Raw genomic sequence first — 20,806 nt, forward strand, 5'->3', positions numbered from 1 at the left:
ACTGAGTCGAAACTGGATGTTTCTGTGAGCGCCAGTGGAGGTCCAGACTGGGTGCATGCGATCGTTCGAACGAGTCCGGGAATTGACCCTCCGTCTGTCGGCGCTCTACGTCGGCCTGTGGCTTTACGGGTTGTCGATGGCGCTCATGGTCACCGCAAGTCTGGGACTGAATCCTTGGGATGTCTTTCATCAGGGGGTCAGTCGGCATCTGCCGTTGAGCTTCGGCGCAATCACGGCGCTGACCGGCCTTGCAGTTCTCCTCGCGTGGATCCCCTTGCGCCAGATGCCGGGTCTCGGAACGGTGAGCAACGTGGTCGTCATCGCGATCGCAGTCGACGTGTCGCTTGCGTGGTTGCCCGAGGTCGACGCACTGCCTCTGCGGGCAGCGTTGTTGGTCACAGGGATCGTCATGAACGCGTTTGCGACCGCCCTCTATATCGGCGCAGGCATGGGACCGGGGCCCCGGGACGGATTGATGACGGGGTTGGTGGCGCGAACTGGTTTGTCCGTCAGGCTCGTTCGAACACTGATCGAGCTCACCGTCGTCGCCACCGGATGGCTGCTGGGCGGCAACGTCGGAGTGGGAACGGTGCTGTACGCATTCGGTATCGGTCCGCTGGTGCAGGTGTTCATGACCTACTTTCCATCGCTCCGCAGGACCAGCACCGTCGAACCTGTCAGTGCAATCGTCGAGCCTGCTTCCACAGCCGATGTATCGGCCGGAACGCCCTCGGGAGTGGAAGAATCGAAGACGGGAACGAACCTGCGCGCAGCCCAGGCCGGGCAGGCCAGTGATATCTCGGTAGGCCCGCCGGAGTGCACGATCAACAATGAGCTGGCGTCGTCGACGGGTAAGCCGTCCGGTTCGTAGGAGCGCACGTCGCCGCCGTCGACCCAGGCCTGAAGCGTCCGAACGGATTCGTCGTTCCACGATTCGGTGCTCAGCTCGTTGCCCGTGGCGTCGAACCACACGAGATCCGGGCGGCCGGTCGGAGTGTCGCGGCCGATGAAGAACTCCTGCTGCCGGAGGGACGGCGCGCTTGCGCGAATGCGGAGCAATCTGGAAACGAACGCGACGAGTTCGGTGTCCGCAGTCGACCAATCGACCGCCCACGACTCCGCCGCCGGGGAGTCGGCCCGAACGCAGTATGCGTTGTTGTTTCCGAACTGACTGTGGCCCAACTCATCTCCCGCGAGCAGCATCGGAGTGCCCGTGGACAAAGTCAGCGTTGCCAGAAGTGCGCGCGTATGCCGTGCGCGTGCTGCGAGGATGTCCGGGTCGTCCGTCGTCCCCTCGACACCGTGGTTGACCGAGATGTTGTTGTCGGTTCCGTCGCGGTTCTCTTCGCCGTTGGCCTCGTTGTGCTTGTGTGAATACGACACCAGATCAGCTGCGGTGAAGCCGTCGTGCGCTGTGACGAAGTTGACCGAAGCCCAAGGCTTTCGGGTTCCTCCGCCGTAGATGTCCTCGGAGCCCGCAAGTCTCGACGCCAATTCTCGTACCCCTGTCTGTCCCGACCAGAACCTACGGACGGTGTCGCGGTAGCGGTCGTTCCATTCGGACCACATACTGCCGAATCCACCGACCTGGTACCCAGCTCCCGTCGCATCCCACGGTTCTGCGATCAGTTTGGCCTGCGAGAGAACCGGATCGGTCGTGATGGCGGTGAGAAGTGGTGCACGTGAATCGAATCGCCATCCGCCCGGACGGCCGAGCGTACTGGCGAGATCGAAGCGGAAGCCGTCGACGCCCATCTCCTGAACCCAGTACCTGAGACTGTCGCACACCATGCGTACGACGGCAGGAGATGCCGAGTCCAACGTGTTTCCGCATCCGGTGAGGTCCACGTCGTATCCGCGACCGTCGAGCAGGTAATAACCGGGTGCGTCGAGCCCTCGCCAACTGATCGACGGCCCCGAGACCGACGACTCGCACGTGTGGTTGTAGACCACGTCGAGGACGACCTCGATGCCGGCGGCGTGCAGGGCGTCGACCATTGTTCTGAATTCGGTGATCTCTTCACCGGGTACCGACGCGAACCGAGGATCGACCGCGAAGTATGCGCCCGTGGAGTACCCCCAGTGGTTACGCATTCCGCGTGCTCGCACATCGGGTTCAGTCAGCATCGCCTGCACTGGAAGCAGTTCGACAGTGGTGACGCCGAGGCGAGTCAGATGGTCGAGTACGGCGGGCGCTGCGATGCCCAGGTACGTACCTCGGTGTGCGTCGGGAACCTCCGGGTGGCGAGCGGTGTAGGAACCGACATGGAGTTCGTAGAGCACAGTGCGATCCCAGGGGACCGCGGGCCGGCGCTGGGCAAGCCCGGGCAGTGAACCTGAGGTCACCACGGACAGAGGCATGTGGCCGAGCGAGTCGACGGAGCTCGGTCTACCGAAAGGTTCGTCTTCGTAGGGAAGCAGAGTTGCGGCGTCTCCGAAACGACCGGTGATCTTTCGCCCCGACGGGTCGAGGAGAATCTTGTGCTCGTTGAAACGACGGCCGCGAGAAGGATCCCACGGTCCGTGCGCGCGGATGCCGTACGTCGCGCCCGCCTCGACACCGGGTACGAATCCATGCCAGATTCCGAAGGTCCGACTGCGCAACTCGACACGCTGTTCGCCACCGGCGTCGTCGATCAGGCAGATTTCGATGCCGTCGGCCTCGGGCGAGTGGACCGCAAATTGAGTACCACCTTCCACGGCGGTAGCGCCCAGAGGGAACGGCGATCCAGGAGCTGGTCTGCTGGCGGAGGCGGTGTGATGAAAATTCGACGACACGCATGGAGATCCTGCCGTGTAAGCAGCTCGGATGTGCGACAAGATGGACATCGTGTCTGAACCGGATCCCGATTTGCTCATCGACTTCAAGGACGTTCTCATTCGGCGAGGCGGTGTGACCCTCGTCGGTCCCGTCACCTGGCAGGTGGAACTCGACGAACGATGGGTGGTGCTGGGACCCAACGGCGCAGGAAAGACATCCTTGATGCGTATCGCGGCTGCCGAGGTGCATCCGACGTCCGGCGTCGCCCATGTTCTCGGTGAAGTGATCGGCAAGGCCATCGTCGCCGATCTGAAGCCGCGCATCGGGCTTTCGTCTTCCGCGCTTGCCCACCGCATCCCGGCAGACGAGACCGTCAGCGATCTCGTGGTCTCGGCGGGTTACAGCGTCCTCGGCCGCTGGCGTGAGCGGTACGACGACATGGACACCGAACGGGCGGTGGAGATGCTCGAAAGCCTCGGCGCCGAGCATCTCGCGAATCGTACGTACGGCACGTTGTCCGAAGGTGAGCGCAAGCGCGTTCTCATCGCACGCGCCTTGATGACAGACCCCGAGCTCCTCCTCCTGGACGAACCCGCCGCCGGTCTCGACCTGGGTGGACGCGAAGAACTGGTGGCCCGCCTCGCCGATCTCGCGGCCGATCCCGACGCACCCGCCACCGTCCTGATCACCCACCACGTCGAAGAGATCCCGCCCGGCTTCAGCCATGCGCTGCTGTTGAAAGAAGGCGGTGTCGTGGCGCAGGGACTGGTCGAGGACGTGATCACCGCGAAGAACCTCACCGAGGCATTCAGCCAGTCGATCACTCTCGATCGCGTGGACGGTCGATTCTTCGCACGGCGTACACGGGCGGCCGGTCAGCACCGCCGGTGAACACCCCCGCGGAGCGGCGTTGTAGTTTCCGAAGATGGTCTCCACCGAAGTTCCGCGGCCCGAACCGGCGCCAGTCCGCGATGCGTCGACCGTGATCCTCGTGCGCGACGCGGCCGACGGCATCGAGGTCTTCCTACTCGAGCGTGTCGGCGGTATGGCCTTCGCCGGTGGAATGACGGTGTTCCCCGGCGGAGGCGTCGACATTTCCGACGCGGATTCGGAACTCGCCTGGGCAGGACCTGATCCAGCGTGGTGGGCAGAGAAGTTCGGCGTCGACGAACGCAAAGCTGCTGCGCTCGTGTGCGCTGCAGCCCGCGAAACGTTCGAGGAATGCGGCATTCTGCTCGCCGGACCGACTGCCGACAGCGTCGTGTCCGACACGAGCAGCTACGCCGACGACCGCGGCAAGCTCGAGCGGCGTGAGCAGACGTTCGGTGAGTTCCTCACCCGGAACGGGCTCGTACTTCGAGCCGACCTTCTTCGTCCATGGTCGAACTGGATCACCCCGGTGGGGGAGAAGCGCCGGTACGACACCAGATTCTTCGTTGCAGTGCAACCGGCAGGCCAGCACGCCGACGGACAGACGAGCGAAGCTGCGTCGGTGGGGTGGCGGTCGCTCGACGCTGCGCTCGGCGAGTGGCAGGACGGCCGCACGATTCTCCTGCCGCCGACGTGGAGTCAACTTGCTGGGCTCACGGAGTACGCAAATGTCGCCGATTGCCTCGCGGCGTCACCCGAAATCCGGGCGATTCAGCCAGACCTTTACCACGTGGACGGTCAACTGCGTGTCGACTTCCCCGGCCAGGATGCGTACTACGCCGGGAGCGCACACCCGTGGACCGATCGCCGGACGCCGCACCGGTAGCGTGTGCGCACATGGCTGAGTTCGTGAAGTTAGAGGTATCCGACGGCATCGGCGTCATTCGCCTCGACCGCCCTCCGATGAACGCGTTGAACCGTCAGGTGCAGGAAGAGATCAGGTCTGCGGCGCGCGCGGCGACCGTCGATTCCTCCGTGAAGGCAGTCATCGTCTACGGCGGGGAGAAGGTATTCGCGGCCGGTGCGGACATCAAGGAGATGGCCGAACTGACAACGGCTCAGATGACGGACATCGTCGGCGATCTCCAATCGGCCCTCGGTTCGCTCGCGGCAATCCCGAAGCCGGTCGTTGCCGCGATCACCGGGTATGCCCTCGGCGGTGGCTTGGAAGTCGCGCTCGGCGCGGACCGCCGCATCGCAGGCGACAACGCGAAGCTGGGCGTTCCCGAAGCGCTACTCGGAGTCATTCCCGGCGGCGGCGGAACGCAGCGCCTCGCTCGCCTCGTCGGTCCAAGCAAGGCGAAGGACATGGTGTTCACGGGCCGTTTCGTCGGTGCCGAGGAAGCCCTACGCATCGGACTGGTCGACGAGGTCGTCGCGCCGGACGACGTGTTCGACGCGGCCAAGAAGTGGGCGTCACAGTTCGTGAAGGGCGCATCGCGTGCACTCGCCGCGGCCAAGGCGTCGATCGATCAGGGGCTAGACACCGACCTCAACACCGGATTGAAGATCGAGGCGCAACAGTTCGCAGCGCTCTTCGCGACGAAGGACCGGACCATCGGCATGGAATCGTTCATCGCGAACGGACCGGGCAAAGCCGAGTTCACCGGGAACTGAGCACCGCGCGCCAAACTAGAACTTGTTCATTTTCTACCGGATAGTAGGCTGCCCTCATGACTGCAAGCCCCCACGACGGCAAGTCCGACACCACGCTGCATGTGGTACCGGATGCGCCCGCCGACCCCGCACCCAATCCGCACGCCACGGCTGAACAGGTCGAGGCGGCGCGAAGCGACACCAAGCTCGCGCAGGTCCTATACCACGATTGGGAAGCGGAGACGTACGACGACAAATGGTCGATCTCGTACGACGAGCGTTGCATCGACTACGCGCGCGGACGCTTCGATCAGGCGGTCATCGGTCAGCCGAGTGCCCACGACGCACTCCCGTACGGACGCGCGCTCGAATTGGGTTGCGGCACCGGATTCTTCCTGTTGAACCTGATGCAAGCCGGTATCGCCGACAAGGGCTCGGTGACCGACCTGTCGCCGGGCATGGTCAAGGTCGCCCTCCGCAACGCAGGGCACCTGAAGCTCGATGTCGACGGCCGAGTCGCGGACGCCGAGACCATCCCGTACGAGGACAACACATTCGACCTCGTCGTCGGCCACGCCGTGCTCCACCACATTCCGGACGTCGAGCAGTCTCTTCGTGAGGTTCTTCGCGTGCTCAAGCCCGGCGGACGTTTCGTCTTCGCAGGCGAACCCACCACGGTCGGGAACTTCTACGCACGATGGCTCGGGCGGCTCACCTGGGAAGCGACCACGCGAACCACGAAGCTGCCGTTCCTGGCGAGTTGGCGCAAGCCGCAGGAAGAACTGGACGAGTCCTCGCGCGCCGCAGCACTCGAAGCCGTCGTAGATCTGCACACGTTCGATCCGAGCGACCTCGAGAACATCGCGCGTAGCGCCGGTGCCGTCGAGGTTCAGGCACAAACCGAAGAATTTGCAGCCGCTCTGCTCGGATGGCCGGTACGTACGTTCGAAGCAGCGGTACCCGCGGGCAAGCTCGGATGGAACTGGGCGAAGTTTGCCTTCGGCGGGTGGAAGACCTTGAGCTGGGTGGACGAGAACGTACTCAAGCACGTGGTCCCGCGAGGATTTTTCTACAACGTGATGATCACCGGAGTGAAGTCCGACTGATCCTCGGCACTTAGATGCCCTATCTGTTCACCGACGCCGACATCGACTTTCTGATCAGCGATGTCGGCGTCGCAGCATTGCGCCGGGTCGACCAACTGCCTCTGACGAAAGCGTCGATGATCAGTGATCTCGCCGCCGTCCGTCGCTCCCACGACGACCATGCGGCGCCGTTGGTGGAAACGACCACACTCAGGCGGCGAGCACGCACCAAACTCGCGCAGGCAGACGAGTGGTTGCTCACCGACGAGGCTGTTCAGCAGGCGACCCCGTCGATCGTTGCCGCACGTCGTGCAGAACGGTTGTCCGGTCGAGACGTACACGACGTCACCTGTTCGGTCGGCTCTGAGCTCGCGGCATTGGCAAAGACGCCTGGGGCCGTTCTCGGAAGCGATCTCGACCTCGTACGGTTACGGATGGCCGCGCACAACGTACCGGCGGCGGCGGTGTTCCGTGCGGACGCACTGACTCCGACGAGTCGCGACACCGTGGTGCTCGCCGACCCCGGTCGGCGAACGGGCGGACGTCGTACCCACGACCCGGCACAGCTCGAACCTCCGCTTCCATCGTTGCTGCAGCAGTACGCGGGGCGGGATCTCGTCGTGAAATGCGCTCCGGGACTGGACTTCGACCGGCTCGGCTGGAGCGGTGAGATCGAACTGGTGTCACTCGACGGTGGTGTCCGCGAGGCGTGTCTGTGGTCGGCTGGTCTCGCGGGCACCGGGATAACCCGTCGGGCATCGGTGCTGTCCTCGAACGGATCGAGCTTCGAGGTGACCGATGCCGAACCGGACGACATCGAGGTTGCCGAGCCCGGCGCGTGGATCGTGGACCCGGACGGCGCGGTGGTTCGCGCGGGCCTGGTTCGCCATTACGCGGCCCGGCATGGACTCTGGCAACTCGACCCTCGAATTGCCTACCTCACCGGCGACACGGTTCCCGACGGTGTCAACGGATTTCGCGTCCTCGAACGGATCAAGTTCTCGGAGAAGGCGCTTCGCCTCGCGCTGGCAGCATATCGGTGCGGATCGGTCGAGATTCTCGTTCGAGGAGTCGACGTGGATCCCGCGAACCTGCGACCTCGACTCAAGCTAACGGGCGAGGTTCCGTTGTCGGTGATCATCACCCGCATCGATCGATCGGCGGTGGCGTTCGTGTGCTCGGCCCGGGAACCCGGACGATCCGATCACGGTGTGTAGGTGTATATCTCGCCGAGATAGCTGGAAGTGACCACTTGCGAGTCGGGTCCGACGGACGTGCCGACCGTGAATCCAGTTGCGCTCGGAAGCGGTTGCTCCGACTCGGTGTCGCCCGATGCGGAATCGAGCGAGGTCAGCACCAGTTCGTCGCCCCGTCCGATCACGGTGACGATTGACCCGTCCTGCGTCTGAATCGGAGTTCCCGACTGCCGCAGCTCGTTTCGCTCCCAGATCACACTGGCGCGGTCACCGTCGTCCTGCACGGCGCGCATGCCTGTGCCGCCCGAGGGGACGATCGTTCCGTCGGACGAGACCGACGGAGCGCCCGACGCACCGAATCCGGCACCGAACGTCCACCGGGAGGATCCGTCGGAGGTATCGAACGCGGTGAGCCGTCCGTCGACGTCGGCGAGGTACACAGTCGAGCCATCGCTCGACAGAACGGGACTGGAGATCGCCGCTGCCGGGAGTAGTTCGGAGGACCACCTTTCGGTGATCGCGGGCGTTGCCGTCGCGTCGTAATGGAGCGAGACCAGCTGCGGCGCAACTGCACCGTTGCGCCAGAGAACGAGGAAAATGTCCGACGCATCGAGGTCGACCGCCGGCGCCGCCGCAATTGGGCAAGCCGGCGAACCAGTGCCACACTCGGCCAGACCCGAGTTGGGCGGAAGGAAATCGGTGTCGGGGGAGGCGAGAAAGTCCGGCAGCCCGATGAGATCGTGGATCGGTACGACGGTCTTCCCGGTTTGTGTGTCCAACACGTTCAGTTGGCCTAGCTGAGTGACCGCGAGAACGCTTCCGTCGCCGAGGAACTGAGCCGAACGTGGTACCCCGTGGGTGGGAGTGCGCCACCGTAATTGGCCGTGCTCGTTGAACGAGGAGAATCCACCGTCGTCGCCGATGTAGACATTCGCAACCGAGTCGACGAGAGGCGTCGCGGTTGCCACCGACGGGCCGACACGATTGCACCAACGCTTCCTGCCCGATTCGATCTCGAACGAGAAAAGGTTGCACCCCGACTCGGTGTACGAACTGACGAACATCTGGCCGCTGGCCGCGATCGACACCGGCGAGACGACGGCGCCGCCCAGTGGGCGCGACCAGTCGAGCGAGACTTCCGACAGACCCTCGTGTTCGGTGGTGTTGCTGTTACGGGCATCTCCGTGAGCCGCCGGCCATCCCTCGGGCGCGAGCGCGTCGATCGATCCGGAGTTGCCGCCGCACGCGACGACCGCCAGCGCAGCGACCGTTGCGAGTCCGGCCGCGCGCACGAAGTCAGCTCTGCCGCCAAACACCTTTTCTCGCTCCCTCGTCGTTCACTCGCCCACACGCGTCAAGGGAGAAGACTATCCCGCCCGCCCGTGGCAACGGGCACGCGCCTCGACCGGCAAGTTGGTCCGGGAGCAACTTGATACCTGGGTCATTCCGCAGGCTCCACTCCCGGCTTGCCTGGGTCATTCCGCAGGCTCCACTCCCGGCGAACTAGGGTGACTCGGTATGACGAGCATGTGGAACGCGCCGCTGCGTACACGCTGGCGAGGATCCAGACGACGCGACGAGGATCAAGCACGCTTCCTCACACTCGACTCCCTTCGGTGGGTTCTGAAGAACAAGGCCTACACGCCTTGGTACCTCGTGAGGTACTACCGACTCGCGAAGTTCAAAGCGGCCAATCCGCACGTAATTCTTCGAGGAATGCTGTTCCTGGGCAAGAACGTCGAGATCCATTCGACGCCGGAATTGTCGAGGCTGGAGATCGGCCGTTGGGTGCATATCGGGGACGGCAATGCCATCCGGTGTCACGAAGGTTCCTTGCGTATCGGGGACAAGGTGGTCTTCGGCAAGGACAACGTCGTCAACACCTATCTCGACATCGAGATCGGTGCGTCGACTCTCGTCGCAGATTGGTGCTACATCTGCGATTTCGATCATCGGATGGACGACGTGACGACGCCGATCAAAGATCAGGGAATTGTCAAGGGACCGGTGCGTATCGGGCCCGACACCTGGATCGCGGCGAAGGTGACCGTGTTGCGCGAGACCAGCGTCGGACGCGGTTGCGTCCTGGGAGCGCACGCCGTCGTCAAAGGCATCATCCCGGACTACAGCATTGCCGTCGGCGCGCCCGCGAAGGTCGTGCGCAATCGCAAGGCGGACTGGGAGGCCGGTGCAGCAGACCGCGCGAAGTACATCGCGGCCCTCGAGGACATCGAGCGAAAGAAGGCTCTGCGGGCTGCGGACGCGGCCAGGGGTGACTCAGCTTCGCTCGGGTAGCGCTCGTTCGACGATGACTGGACGGGCCAGCGGGTAGCGGACCTTGCGCTTGGCCGCCAGGTAGACCTGGGCTGTCTCGTCGGCCACGTGCTTCCAGTCGAAGTCGACGGTGAGGCGGTCGCGCGCTGCTGCTGCCCGCTCCTGTGCGGCGTCGACGTTGTCGAGAACCCGACGCACAGCTGCGGCGAGACCGGCGACGTCGGCGGGCTCGAACGACAGACCGGTGACGCCGTCGACGATGGCCTCGCCGAGGCCGCCCGCCGTCGACGCCACGAGAGGCGTTCCGGACGCTGCCGCTTCGAGTGCGATGATGCCGAACGGCTCGTACCGACTGGGGAGGACGATAGCGTCGGCTCCGTGCAGCCATCCGAGCAACTCGGCGTGGTCGAGTGAGCCGAGAAACGACACCGAGCGCGACACGCGGTGGGTGCGCGCCAACTGCGCGAGCCAGGCGAACTGGGTGCCTTCCCCGGCTATGTGCAAGGTGGTGCCGGGATGGCTGCGACGAATCCGGGGGAGCGCTGCGATCGCATCCTGGATGCCCTTCTCGTACTCGAGGCGCCCGACGTACAGCAACTTCGCCGGCTCCTGCCGCGGCTCGCGGCGTCGGTAGCTCCAGGTCCGGATGTCGATGCCGTTCCTGATCACTGCGACGGAGGCGTCGCGGACGCCGAACAACCTGGTCACCTCGTCCTTCATGGACGCAGAGCAGGTGATGAGGGCGTCGGAATCATTGGCAAGCCACCACTCGATCGAATGGACCTGCCGGTTGACCGCGCCCGAGATCCATCCGCTGTGGCGACCGGCTTCGGTGGCGTGAATCGTCGAGACGAGAGGAACGTCGTAGTGCTCGGCGAGTGCAATCGACGGGTGCGCCACCAGCCAGTCGTGTGCGTGCACCACGTCCGGCTGCCAGCCGTCACCGAGGCCCGGTTTGCCGAGCGCGATTCCTGCACGCACCATCGCATGCCCCATGGCGAGAGTCCACGCCAGCATGTCTTCGCCGAACACGAAGTGCGCCGGATCCTCGGATACCGCAACGACGAGAACGCCGTCCTCGATTCGATGCTGGGTCGGGTGTGTCGATGCATCGGTGCCCGTGGGCCGGCGCGCGAGGACGACGACCTCGTGGCCGCCGCGGACGAGCTGGGTCGCGAGGTGATGAACGTGCCTACCGAGCCCACCGACCACGACCGGCGGGTATTCCCACGACACCATCAGAATCTTCATTCAGCGCTCTCCTCCGAACGGCCGATCCGTGCGCAACCGCCTGGCGTCGAGCGACGGAAAGAGCCCGTCGGCCCGATTCCATCGATCCGCGAGCTCGGTGGCGAGTTCTGCCCGACCGCCGGTCGCCGCGTCGGCGATCTCCCGGAGCGCGTGCGCGTGAACGTGCGCTCGCTGGCGTGCATAACCTGCGGCCGAGTCCTTGCTGACCATGAAGGCCCAGTCGCTTGCGATCGAGTTGAGTGTCTCACGCAGAATCTGGTCGTTGACCCGGTTGCGCAATTCGGGCTCAGGGTTCCCGTTGCGGCTCGCGTGCACGGTGTCGATGGCGGTCGTGACCACTTCGGCGTTCAGCGCGACCAGATCCGACACGGCGTCGCCGTTCCACACGCGCCAGTCCTTGCCCGAACCCCACGAAGATTTCTCCAACTCGACCGGTGAGCCGACATACCCCCTCGATCGGGCGTTCTCCAGGGTTCCCACATCGATGCCGGCCTCCGGCAGAGCGCGCAGGACACGTTCGAGCCATACCGGCCCTTCGAACCACCAGTGACCGAAGAGTTCGGTGTCGAAGGCTGCGACGACAAGTGCGGGGCGGCCGATGCGAGCGGACTCACTGCGCAGTCGAGAACGGACGGTAGCGACGAAGTCGGCCACGTGCTTGTCGATCGCAGCGGAGGCCGCGGCCGGGTCGTAGGGCGCCTTGTCGGCCGAGTCGACGGTTCGTCCCGTCACACGCTTGTCCTTGAGGCCGGTCGCGTGATCGTAGGTGTGAAAATCTCGGTACGCCGCATGGCCGGGGTAACCGGACTTCGGAGACCACACTCGATAACTGACATCGAGATCGCGACCGAAGGCGACCACATCGGAATCGCGCACCGTTCGACCGAGCGACGTATCGCCGCGTAGTGCAGGACCGTCGACCATGAAGTGAGTGATTCCCGCGTCGGCATAACCGATTTCCATTCCAGGGTCGTACGCGCATTCGGGCGCCCAGATGCCGCGTGGCCGCGTACCCCACCGCAGGTGCGCGTCGGACAACCCCTGGGAAAGCGAGAACTCTCGGAGTCGCGGGTCGAGCAATGGTTGGAATGGATGTGCCAGCGGGCCGCCGAGCAATTCGACGGCTCCCGAGTCGACGAGCGGACGCAGAACCGGAGATCCGCCATGTCGCCAACGTTTCTCGAACAGTTCGAGTGCTGCTGCAGCAGAACGGTGTTCACGAATCGACAGTTCGCGATCTGCGGCCTCGTGTGCTCGCAGCTGCCAATTCGCGAGCCAATGATGCATCCCGGACAAGCAATGCGGGTCGTCCAGTTGGGCTGCGAGTACAGGCGTGATGCCGAGCGACAACAAGTTGGTGCGGCCCTCCTCGGCAAGCGAGGTCAGCATGTCGGTCAGCGGGAGATAAGAATCCGCCCACGACTGGTAGAGCCACTCCTCGCCGACGGGCCACCGACCGTGGTTGGCGAGCCATGGGAGATGGGAATGCAGAACCAGCGCGAACATTCCTGGTTCGGTCACCTGGGCCTGGGTTGTGCTCACCCGCTCACCGGTGCGATCGGGCTCGCCGACGAATTCGAAGAAGGCTTCACCGCAACGGCGACGAGGTCGAGGCTCGCATCCATGTCGACCGGGTGGATGTCGAAGTCGGCGGTGGTGATCGCGGCTACGTCGGCCGTCAGCTCCTCGGGCCAGGGTTCGCCCGCGAGAGCGCGCTCGATCTGTGCGTCGATGAACGACCCACCGTGTTTCGCGTCGAGCGCACGCAGTGATTCTCCGTGGTGAACGCCGGTCATCGTCTGCACCTCGAACTGGCTGTCGACGAGAAGTTCGGTGAGCTCGCCTGCGTTGAGTTCGCGAGTGTGGAACGGATTGAGCGGCGTGTCGCGGCCCGGTGAAAACGTGATGCGATTGGGGGTGCTGATCAGCAGCACACCTCCAGGTTTGAGCACCCGGAAGCACTCGTCGAGGAATTGTCCCTGATCCCACAGATGCTCGATGACCTGAAAATTGACGACGACGTCTACGGAGGCGTCCTCGAGAGGCAGCTGCGCCAGATTGCCCCGGAGCATGCCGACCCGCGGGTAACGATCACGCACGTGCGCGGCTGCTGAGGCGTCGTAATCGACGCAGGTGACCGAGGCTGCTACGTCGGCAATCATGTTGGCGCCGTAGCCTTCTCCCGAACCGGCTTCGAGCACCACCTGGCCAGCGCACTGCGCGAGCAGCTGCTCGTACACGACCTCGTGACGGCGGAACCAGTAGTTCTCCTCAGCGATTCCGGGAACGGTGCGCTCGCCGGTGAGGGGGAGTGGCTCGGACTGGGGGATCCCAGTCTGCTCGGCTGATGATGAATCGGTCACCGACGAGAGGGTAGTGCCTCGTGCGACGCGACAACCATCGGCAGTGCGGTCGGAGGGGGCGGGGCGGATGTATGGTCAGATCGGAAATGCGGTAAGTTACCCACCAGTAACTAAACATGGGGTAATCTACGGCAGGGCCTAGAACAGCAAGAACCCATAAGCGCCACACGATTTACCCGACGAATCAGCGGCACATGACCAGGAGGTCGACGCAGACCCATGACGAACATCGTTGTTTTGATCAAGCAGGTTCCCGACACGTGGTCCGAGCGCAAGCTCACCGACGGCGACTTCACGCTCGATCGTGAAGCCGCCGATGCAGTGCTCGACGAGATCAACGAGCGTGCAGTCGAAGAGGCTCTGCTCATCAAGGAGTCCCAGGGCGGCGAGGTGAAGGTTCTCTCCGCAGGCCCCGATCGCGCCACCGACGCCATCCGCAAGGCGCTTTCCATGGGCGCCGACAGCGCGGTACACCTGAACGATCCTTCCTTGCACGGCTCGGACGCGATCCAGACCGCGTACGCACTCGCCGCAGCACTCGGCAACGTCGCGTTCGAGAACGACGAGCCCGCCGATCTCATCATCGCGGGCAACGAGGCGACCGACGGTCGCACCGGTGCAGTTCCGGCAATCATTGCCGAGTACCTGCAGATCCCCGCGTTGACGCAGCTGCGCAAGATGAGCGTCGCAGATGGCAAGGTCACCGGCGAGCGTGAGACCGACGAGGGCATCTTCGGACTCGAAGCACCTCTCCCCGCCATTGTCAGCGTCACCGAGAAGATCAACGAGCCGCGGTTCCCGTCCTTCAAGGGCATCATGGCCGCCAAGAAAAAGACGGTGCAGACCATCACTCTCGCCGATATCGGCGTCGAGGACGGAATCGTCGGAGTCGAGAACGCGGGTACGACCGTGACGTCGTCCACGCCGAAGCCTCCCAAGACTGCAGGCGAGCGGGTTGTCGACGAGGGCGACGGCGGCGACAAGATCGCTACCTACCTCGTAGGCCAGAAGATCATCTGATCCCGCCCCAACCAGCGCCGCAGACCACTTAAGGAGAGCAAGCCATGGCAGAAGTACTCGTGCTCGTCGAGCACGTCGAAGGAACACTCAAGAAGGTCAGCACCGAGCTCATCACCGCGGCACGCGCTCTCGGCGAGCCGTCCGCTGTCGTCACCGGCCCGGCGGGAACCACCGACAAGCTGGCCGACGCACTCACCGAAGCGGGTGCGGAAAAGATCTACGCCGCAGAGTCCGACGACATCGACGGGTTCATCATCACCCCGAAGGTCGACGTTCTCTCCAGCCTGGCCGAGTCGGTCTCGCCCGCCGCGATCATCACGGCAGCCAGCATCGAGGGCAAGGAAGTAGCGGGACGCCTCGCTGCTCGGTTGGGTTCGGGACTGCACAACGACGTCATCGCAGTAGCGGGCGACGGAAGTGCCACCTACTCCATCTTCGGTGGCGCGTTCACCGTCGAGGCCAAGGCCAACGGCGACGTACCGGTCTTCTCTCTGCGTCCAGGCGCGGTCGAGGCCGAGCCGAAGCCAGGTGCGGGCACCCGCGAAACCGTCGACGTTCCGGCTCAGGAAGACGGCGTCGTCAAGGTCACCTCGCGTGATCCGATCGTCGGCGGAGACCGCCCGGAGCTCACCGAAGCCACCGTTGTCGTGTCCGGTGGACGCGGCGTCGGCAGCGCGGACAAGTTCAGCGTCGTCGAAGAACTGGCCGATTCGCTCGGCGCAGCGGTCGGCGCATCTCGCGCGGCCGTCGACTCCGGCTACTACCCGGGGCAGTTCCAGGTCGGTCAGACCGGTAAGACGGTCTCTCCGCAGCTCTACGTCGCACTGGGCATCTCCGGTGCCATCCAGCACCGCGCAGGCATGCAGACCTCGAAGACAATCGTCGCAGTCAACAAGGACGAGGAAGCACCCATCTTCGAGATCGCGGATTACGGCATCGTGGGCGACCTGTTCAATGTCTCTCCACAGCTCACCGAAGCAGTCAAGAAGCACAAGGGCTGACCTACTTCGATCACTCGGCCCCCGCATCGCTTCGATGCGGGGGCCGAGTGCTGTGCCCAGCCGTTCATACAACGTGTTCGGACGCTTTACCCACCTGACGCGCTGACGCCGCACTGGCTCGATAGACACAGCACCATGACCAGTTCAGTCATGACCGCGTCACCCGCAATCCCCACAGGCTCCACTCCCGCCAACCTGGGTCATTCCGCAGGCTCCACTCCCGCCACCGACCGGTATTCGCTCGTCCTCTCCACCGACGCCGCCCACCGCACGGCCGCCCAGCGTCTTCGCTACGACGTCTTCTCCTCGGAGCCGGGCTTCGCCATACCGCCCGGTGCCGACGGTCGCGACGAAGATCGATTCGACTACTACTGCGATCACCTGCTCGTCCGCGACAACCGAACCGACGACTTCGTCGGGTGCTACCGTATGCTCCCTCCCGATGCCGCGATCTCGGCAGGCGGCTACTACACCGCCACCGAATTCGACCTCACCGCTCTCGACCCGGCCTCGTCCCGCGTGGTCGAAATGGGTCGGGCGGTGGTACGGCCCGAACACCGATCGGGATCCGTTCTCGGTCTGATGTGGGCTGGGATTCTGCACTACCTCGAGGTGACCGGCCTCGAATGGGTCATGGGCTGCGTATCGGTTCCGATGCAGGCAACAGCGGCCGACCAGCCAGGCGCAAACGTCCGCGGAGTCCGAGACCTCCTTCTCGCCAAACACGGGTCGTCGGAAGACCGTCGGGTGACGCCGCTGAACCCGGTGGTCGTCGACGGTCGGACACTCGATGAGATCGCTCCGCCCTCGCGTACGTCCATCCCACCGCTGTTGCGCGGATACCTCCGTCTGAATGCGGTCATCTGCGGAGAACCGGCTCACGATCCGGACTTCGGTGTCGCCGATTTCGTCGCATTGCTCGGCTTGCACGAGGCGAACACTCGCTACCTGGACCGCCTGAGGAGCGCCGCCATGACCTACGAGACGAAGACCGGCGCATGATCGAGCCCACGGTCGACCATGCGTGGATGCCGTCGAGCCCGTGCGGTGCAAGCTGCATCGCGCGCGATTCCGATGCGGTCTCTCGCCTGTTATTGATGTTCAGGTTGCTCGTGGCGTTCCTCGCCGTCGCGTTGCTTCCCGTGCTCATCGCGGTCGGCATCGTGTCGCCGCGGTGTCGCAGGCAGGTGACACGGGGTGGAGCCAGGCTTCTCCTGTTCGCCGTCGGCATCGGTCTCAGTGTCGACGACGCTCGTTCCCCGCGCGAGCGGTCGAGAACCGACTCCGGAGCATTGTTCGTCGCCGGGCATGTTTCGTGGACGGACGTACTCGTTCTGACCGCACTGCGCCCCGCGACGTTCGTTGCACGCGGCGACCTGGTGGACTGGCCGGTGCTCGGCCTCCTCGCTCGGGCGATGAAGGTACTGCCCATCCACCGCAGAAATCTACGAACACTCCCGACCACTGTCGACCAGGTCTCCGAGCGCCTTCGGGCCGGCGGCACGGTCGTGGTATTTCCCGAAGCGACGACATGGTGTGGAACGGCCTTCGGGTCGTTCAGGCCCGCCATGTTCCAGGCTGCGATCGACACCGAGACCTGGGTACAGCCGGTGCGTCTGCGCTATGTCGACGCGCACGACAAACAGACCACGGCGACGTGCTTCGTCGGGGACGAGACCATCGGCGAATCCATCAACAGGATCTTTCGGCTCCGGAACATCGTTGCGCAGGTCGAGTTGATGGCCCCCGAAGCGCCGGGGAGCGATCGTCGTGACCTGGCGCGACGCTGCGAGGCCGCCGCGCGAATGGGTGATCGATTCGACCTGACCGTGCACGGCGCCGCCGCCATCGACGATGTCGAGGCAACCGGTTCACCGGTAGCTCGCTGACAAGCGTCGCGGTGGGCGGAGCAGTCGCCGACACCGGCTATCCTTGATGTCGTTATGCCTTCTGCCCGCAGTACGGCTGCTTCCCGCCAACCGAGCGCACCGGTGTACCTCGATCATGCAGCGACGACACCGATGTCGCCCGCTGCGATCGAGGCAATGACGGCTGTGTTCGCGACCGTCGGCAATGCGTCGTCGCTGCACGGATCTGGCCGCGCGGCACGTCGCAGAGTCGAGGAATCCCGTGAGTCGGTCGCGGCCTTCCTCGGAGCACGACCCTCGGAAGTGATCTTCACCTCAGGTGGAACCGAGAGCGACAACCTCGCGGTCAAGGGAATCTACGCTGCACGACGCGACGCCGATCCGGCTCGCACACGAATCCTCGCGAGCTCCGTGGAGCACCACGCGGTGCTCGACGCCGTCGAGTGGCTGGCTGAGCACGAAGGCGCCCAGGTCACCTGGCTGCCGGTCGACCGCGCCGGCCGAGTCCACCCAGACACGCTTCGCGCCGAGCTCGCGGTGCACGCCGACGACACCGCACTGGTGACGATCATGTGGGCGAACAACGAGATCGGCACGATCATGCCGATCTCGGAGCTCGCTGCGATCGCTCGTGAGTACGACGTACCGATGCACAGTGACGCGATACAAGCTGTCCCGCACCTTCCGGTCGATTTCACCGCGAGCGGCCTGTCCGCGATGAGCGTCGCGGCACACAAGTTCGGTGGACCGCAGGGCGTCGGCGCGCTACTCCTCGGTCGAACCGTCGGATGCGTGCCGTTGCTGCACGGCGGTGGACACGAGCGCGATGTTCGCTCGGGCACCCACGACACGGCGTCGGTGGTCGCTATGGCCGCTGCGCTGAAGGACACCGTCGGTGCTCTGGCGTCTCGGCACATCGAGTTGACGCGCCTGCGCGATCGAATGATCACCGGAGTTCGAGAGGTCGATCCCGACGTCGTCGTCAATGGCCCCACGGACGAAGATCGACTGCCTGGCATCGCACACTTCACGTTTCCGGGGTGCGAGGGTGATTCTCTGTTGATGTTGCTCGACGCGGCTGGAATAGAATGCTCGACGGGTTCGGCGTGCACCGCCGGCGTCGCGAGCGCGAGTCACGTCTTGATCGCGATGGGAGCCGACCCGTCCACCGCGCGAGGATCGCTGCGATTCTCGCTGGGTTCGGAGTCCACGGATTCGGATGTCGATGCTCTGCTGGCAGCGCTGCCGCAAGTAATAGAACGTGCCCGCGCTGCGGGTTTGGCGAGCGTAGGAGCTCGGGGAGGACAAAGCTGATGCGTGTACTGGCTGCAATGAGCGGCGGAGTGGACTCGGCAGTGGCCGCGGCCCGCGCCGTCGACGAGGGACACGACGTCGTCGGCGTCCATTTGGCGCTGTCCACCGAACCTGGAACGCTGAGAACCGGCTCCCGCGGATGCTGCTCCAAGGAGGACGCGGGAGATGCTCGCCGCGCCGCCGACGTGCTCGGCATCCCGTTCTACGTCTGGGACTTCGCCGACCGGTTCAAGGAAGACGTCATCGACGATTTCGTCGAGTCCTACGCGGCGGGCGAAACCCCGAATCCGTGCTTGCGTTGCAACGAGAAGATCAAATTCTCCGCCCTCGCAGACCGTGCGTTGGCCCTCGGGTTCGATGCCGTGGCCACCGGCCATTACGCGCAACTGCACGATGGCGTTCTCCGCCGTGCGGTGGATGCCGACAAAGATCAGTCCTACGTGTTGGCCGTCTTGACGCAGGGTCAGCTGTCCAGGGCTATGTTCCCCATCGGTGACACCCCGAAGTCGGAGATTCGCGAAGAAGCTGCCGCCCGCGGACTTGCAGTCGCCGACAAGCCGGACAGTCACGACATCTGCTTCATCCCGTCAGGGGACACCCGCGCTTTTCTCGGCGCAAAGATCGGTATCCGCCCGGGCAAGGTGGTCGACGCCGACACCGGAGCCGAACTCGCGGATCACGAAGGTGTGCACGGCTTCACCATCGGTCAACGCAAAGGGCTTGGTGTGCAGGGTCCCGCCGCCGACGGCAAGCCCCGTTACGTGACGGCCATCGAACCCGAGAGCGGCAACGTGATCGTCGGCTCGGCGACGCGTCTCGACGTGTGGGGGATTACCGGTGATCGAGCGATATGGACCGAAGGGATCGCGCCCGTCGGGCCGATCGAATGCGTCGTGCAAGTGCGTGCGCACGGCGGGTTGACCGAGGCGGTGGCCGAAGCTACCCCTGACGGCGGTATGGAGATTCAGCTCCGCAGCGCGCTCACCGGTGTGGCGAAGGGTCAGGCCGCGGTTCTCTATCGCCGCGACGTACAGGGCGACGTCGTTATCGGCAGCTCGACAATCGCCGGCACCCGTTCCGAGAACGAGTGAGCGGGAGCGTCTTCGGCGCGCTCGCAACGGGAATCGGCTCGTGGCCGGGTACCGATGTCCGGGAGTCGGCGTCGGTCGTACTCGGTGAACTACCTGCACTGCCGCACGTGGTCGAACTGCCCGCGCGTGGACTCGGCGCCGATTCGATCGGCCGAACCGGCGCGCTCATGGTCGATGTCGAACTGGATGTGCGCACGTCCGGATATCGTGTCGCGCAACGTAAATCATTGTCGGGCCGTCGCGCCGAGGACCTTCTGCACTTCGATCTGGATGTTCTCGAAGAGCTCTGGGAGACCGGAGGATTCGGGAAGACGCACCGTGTCTTGAAGGTTCAGGCTGCGGGGCCGTTCACGATGGCAGCTCAGGTCGAGCTGCGAAGCGCACACCGCGTGCTCACCGATCGAGGCGCGGTTCGAGATTTCGCGGGTTCACTCACCGAAGGGCTGAGGCAGCACTGCGCCGAACTGTCGTCGCGGCTGGGAGTCGACGTCGTCGTCCAGCTCGACGAGCCCAGTTTGCCCGCCGTGCTGGCTGGGTCGTTGTCCGGTGTGACGAGGTTGGATCCGGTACGAGCGGTTCCCGAGCCGGAAGCACTCGATCTGTTGGACTCCGTTCTGTCCGGCGTGGGTGTTCCGACCGTGGTGCACTGCTGCGCCGCGGGGGCGCCGCTCGAACTGATTCGCCGAAGTAGCGCGGAGGCCGCCGCGATCGACGTCGCTCTTCTCACGGCACGGGATCTCGATCCCGTCGGCGAGTTCCTGCAGGCAGGAAAAACTCTGCTGCTCGGTCTGGTTCCATCGGTTGCGCCCGACCGAACGCCGACCTGGCGTGAGATTGCGGAACCTGCCGTCACCCTCGTCGACCGGCTCGGTTTTCCTCGGGCCGTTCTCGCGAGCCAGATCTCGGTCACCCCGCCTGTGGTTTGGCCGGAGCGTCACCGGAGTGGGCCAGAACGGCGCTCGAACTCACGAAGAACGTCGTCGACGCATTTCAGGACTCCCCGGATTCGCTCTAGCCTCGGTCCGAGTGTCGGTGGTGTCCGTTAATCTTCGGGGT

At 64.6% G+C, this 20,806-nt stretch carries 17 protein-coding genes and 2 pseudogenes; 14 read left to right on the forward strand and 5 right to left on the reverse strand.

Annotated elements, in window-relative coordinates:
* Positions 1 to 145: 145 nt before the first annotated feature.
* Positions 146 to 577: pseudogene (gene yczE, locus D8W71_RS28425) on the forward strand (membrane protein YczE); the annotation flags it as partial.
* A gap of 59 nt (positions 578 to 636) precedes the next feature.
* Here the strand turns inward: yczE and glgX are convergent.
* The gene (gene glgX, locus D8W71_RS14540; RefSeq protein WP_236077435.1) at positions 637 to 2,778 is read right to left on the reverse strand and encodes a glycogen debranching protein GlgX; all 2,142 of its coding nucleotides are present in this window, start codon (positions 2,776 to 2,778) and stop codon (positions 637 to 639) included.
* A gap of 43 nt (positions 2,779 to 2,821) precedes the next feature.
* Here glgX and D8W71_RS14545 point away from each other — a divergent pair, with 43 nt between their 5' ends.
* The 5 genes from D8W71_RS14545 to D8W71_RS14565 are packed head-to-tail and all read left to right on the forward strand — an operon-like array spanning position 2,822 to position 7,589.
* The gene (locus tag D8W71_RS14545; protein ID WP_121119214.1) at positions 2,822 to 3,652 is read left to right on the forward strand and encodes an ABC transporter ATP-binding protein; all 831 of its coding nucleotides are present in this window, start codon (positions 2,822 to 2,824) and stop codon (positions 3,650 to 3,652) included.
* A gap of 34 nt (positions 3,653 to 3,686) precedes the next feature.
* Positions 3,687 to 4,517 (forward strand): NUDIX hydrolase, encoded by an 831-nt coding sequence (locus D8W71_RS14550; protein WP_121114259.1) that lies wholly within the window; start codon positions 3,687 to 3,689, stop codon positions 4,515 to 4,517.
* Positions 4,518 to 4,528: 11 nt separating this feature from the next.
* Positions 4,529 to 5,308: an enoyl-CoA hydratase/isomerase family protein gene (locus D8W71_RS14555; RefSeq protein WP_121114260.1), complete on the forward strand. Its 780-nt coding sequence runs from the start codon at positions 4,529 to 4,531 to the stop codon at positions 5,306 to 5,308.
* Positions 5,309 to 5,364: 56 nt separating this feature from the next.
* On the forward strand, positions 5,365 to 6,393 hold the full coding sequence (locus tag D8W71_RS14560) for a class I SAM-dependent methyltransferase (RefSeq protein WP_121114261.1): 1,029 nt from the start codon (positions 5,365 to 5,367) through the stop codon (positions 6,391 to 6,393).
* Between the two features lie 14 nt (positions 6,394 to 6,407).
* Positions 6,408 to 7,589, forward strand: a complete 1,182-nt coding sequence (locus D8W71_RS14565; RefSeq protein ID WP_121114262.1) for a THUMP-like domain-containing protein — start codon at positions 6,408 to 6,410, stop codon at positions 7,587 to 7,589.
* Here D8W71_RS14565 and D8W71_RS14570 read toward each other — a convergent pair.
* On the reverse strand, positions 7,577 to 8,884 hold the full coding sequence (locus D8W71_RS14570) for an outer membrane protein assembly factor BamB family protein (protein ID WP_236077436.1): 1,308 nt from the start codon (positions 8,882 to 8,884) through the stop codon (positions 7,577 to 7,579). The genes D8W71_RS14565 and D8W71_RS14570 overlap by 13 nt on opposite strands.
* 202 nt (positions 8,885 to 9,086) lie before the next feature.
* On the opposite strand from D8W71_RS14570, the gene D8W71_RS14575 reads away from it, so the two are divergent.
* Positions 9,087 to 9,863 (forward strand): acyltransferase, encoded by a 777-nt coding sequence (locus D8W71_RS14575; RefSeq protein ID WP_121114263.1) that lies wholly within the window; start codon positions 9,087 to 9,089, stop codon positions 9,861 to 9,863.
* On the opposite strand, the gene D8W71_RS14580 is transcribed toward D8W71_RS14575, so the two are convergent.
* From D8W71_RS14580 to D8W71_RS14590, 3 genes are read right to left on the reverse strand one after another with little or no spacing between them, the layout of a single operon-like run.
* Complete coding sequence (locus D8W71_RS14580) at positions 9,846 to 11,093, reverse strand: glycosyltransferase family 4 protein (protein ID WP_121114264.1); 1,248 nt, start codon at positions 11,091 to 11,093, stop codon at positions 9,846 to 9,848. The genes D8W71_RS14575 and D8W71_RS14580 overlap by 18 nt on opposite strands.
* Positions 11,094 to 12,599: a 1,4-alpha-glucan branching protein domain-containing protein gene (locus tag D8W71_RS14585; protein ID WP_121119218.1), complete on the reverse strand. Its 1,506-nt coding sequence runs from the start codon at positions 12,597 to 12,599 to the stop codon at positions 11,094 to 11,096. It abuts the gene before it with no gap.
* A 32-nt stretch (positions 12,600 to 12,631) separates the two neighbouring features.
* The gene (locus tag D8W71_RS14590; RefSeq protein WP_201265075.1) at positions 12,632 to 13,456 is read right to left on the reverse strand and encodes a class I SAM-dependent methyltransferase; all 825 of its coding nucleotides are present in this window, start codon (positions 13,454 to 13,456) and stop codon (positions 12,632 to 12,634) included.
* 219 nt (positions 13,457 to 13,675) lie between these two features.
* Here D8W71_RS14590 and D8W71_RS14595 point away from each other — a divergent pair, with 219 nt between their 5' ends.
* The 7 genes and pseudogenes from D8W71_RS14595 (at position 13,676) to D8W71_RS14625 (ending at position 20,765) form a co-directional block, all read left to right on the forward strand.
* Positions 13,676 to 14,476 (forward strand): electron transfer flavoprotein subunit beta/FixA family protein, encoded by an 801-nt coding sequence (locus D8W71_RS14595; RefSeq protein WP_121114265.1) that lies wholly within the window; start codon positions 13,676 to 13,678, stop codon positions 14,474 to 14,476.
* Positions 14,477 to 14,520: 44 nt separating this feature from the next.
* A complete protein-coding gene (locus tag D8W71_RS14600; RefSeq protein ID WP_121114266.1) occupies positions 14,521 to 15,477 on the forward strand; it encodes an electron transfer flavoprotein subunit alpha/FixB family protein in 957 nt (318 codons plus the stop codon).
* A gap of 135 nt (positions 15,478 to 15,612) precedes the next feature.
* Positions 15,613 to 16,479, forward strand: coding sequence for a GNAT family N-acetyltransferase (locus D8W71_RS14605; RefSeq protein ID WP_121114267.1), 867 nt, complete (start codon positions 15,613 to 15,615; stop codon positions 16,477 to 16,479).
* On the forward strand, positions 16,476 to 17,366 hold the full coding sequence (locus D8W71_RS14610; protein WP_201265076.1) for a lysophospholipid acyltransferase family protein: 891 nt from the start codon (positions 16,476 to 16,478) through the stop codon (positions 17,364 to 17,366). Before D8W71_RS14605 ends, D8W71_RS14610 begins: the two co-directional genes overlap by 4 nt.
* Before the next feature lie 54 nt (positions 17,367 to 17,420).
* Positions 17,421 to 18,659, forward strand: coding sequence for a cysteine desulfurase family protein (locus tag D8W71_RS14615; protein ID WP_121114268.1), 1,239 nt, complete (start codon positions 17,421 to 17,423; stop codon positions 18,657 to 18,659).
* Entirely contained in the window at positions 18,659 to 19,750 is a 1,092-nt protein-coding gene (mnmA, locus tag D8W71_RS14620) for a tRNA 2-thiouridine(34) synthase MnmA (protein ID WP_121114269.1), read from the forward strand. Before D8W71_RS14615 ends, mnmA begins: the two co-directional genes overlap by 1 nt.
* Positions 19,747 to 20,765: pseudogene (locus tag D8W71_RS14625) on the forward strand (methionine synthase). Before mnmA ends, D8W71_RS14625 begins: the two are co-directional and overlap by 4 nt.
* Positions 20,766 to 20,806: the final 41 nt, after the last annotated feature.

Source organism: Rhodococcus sp. P1Y, assembly GCF_003641205.1.
Classification (GTDB): Bacteria; Actinomycetota; Actinomycetes; order Mycobacteriales; family Mycobacteriaceae; genus Rhodococcoides.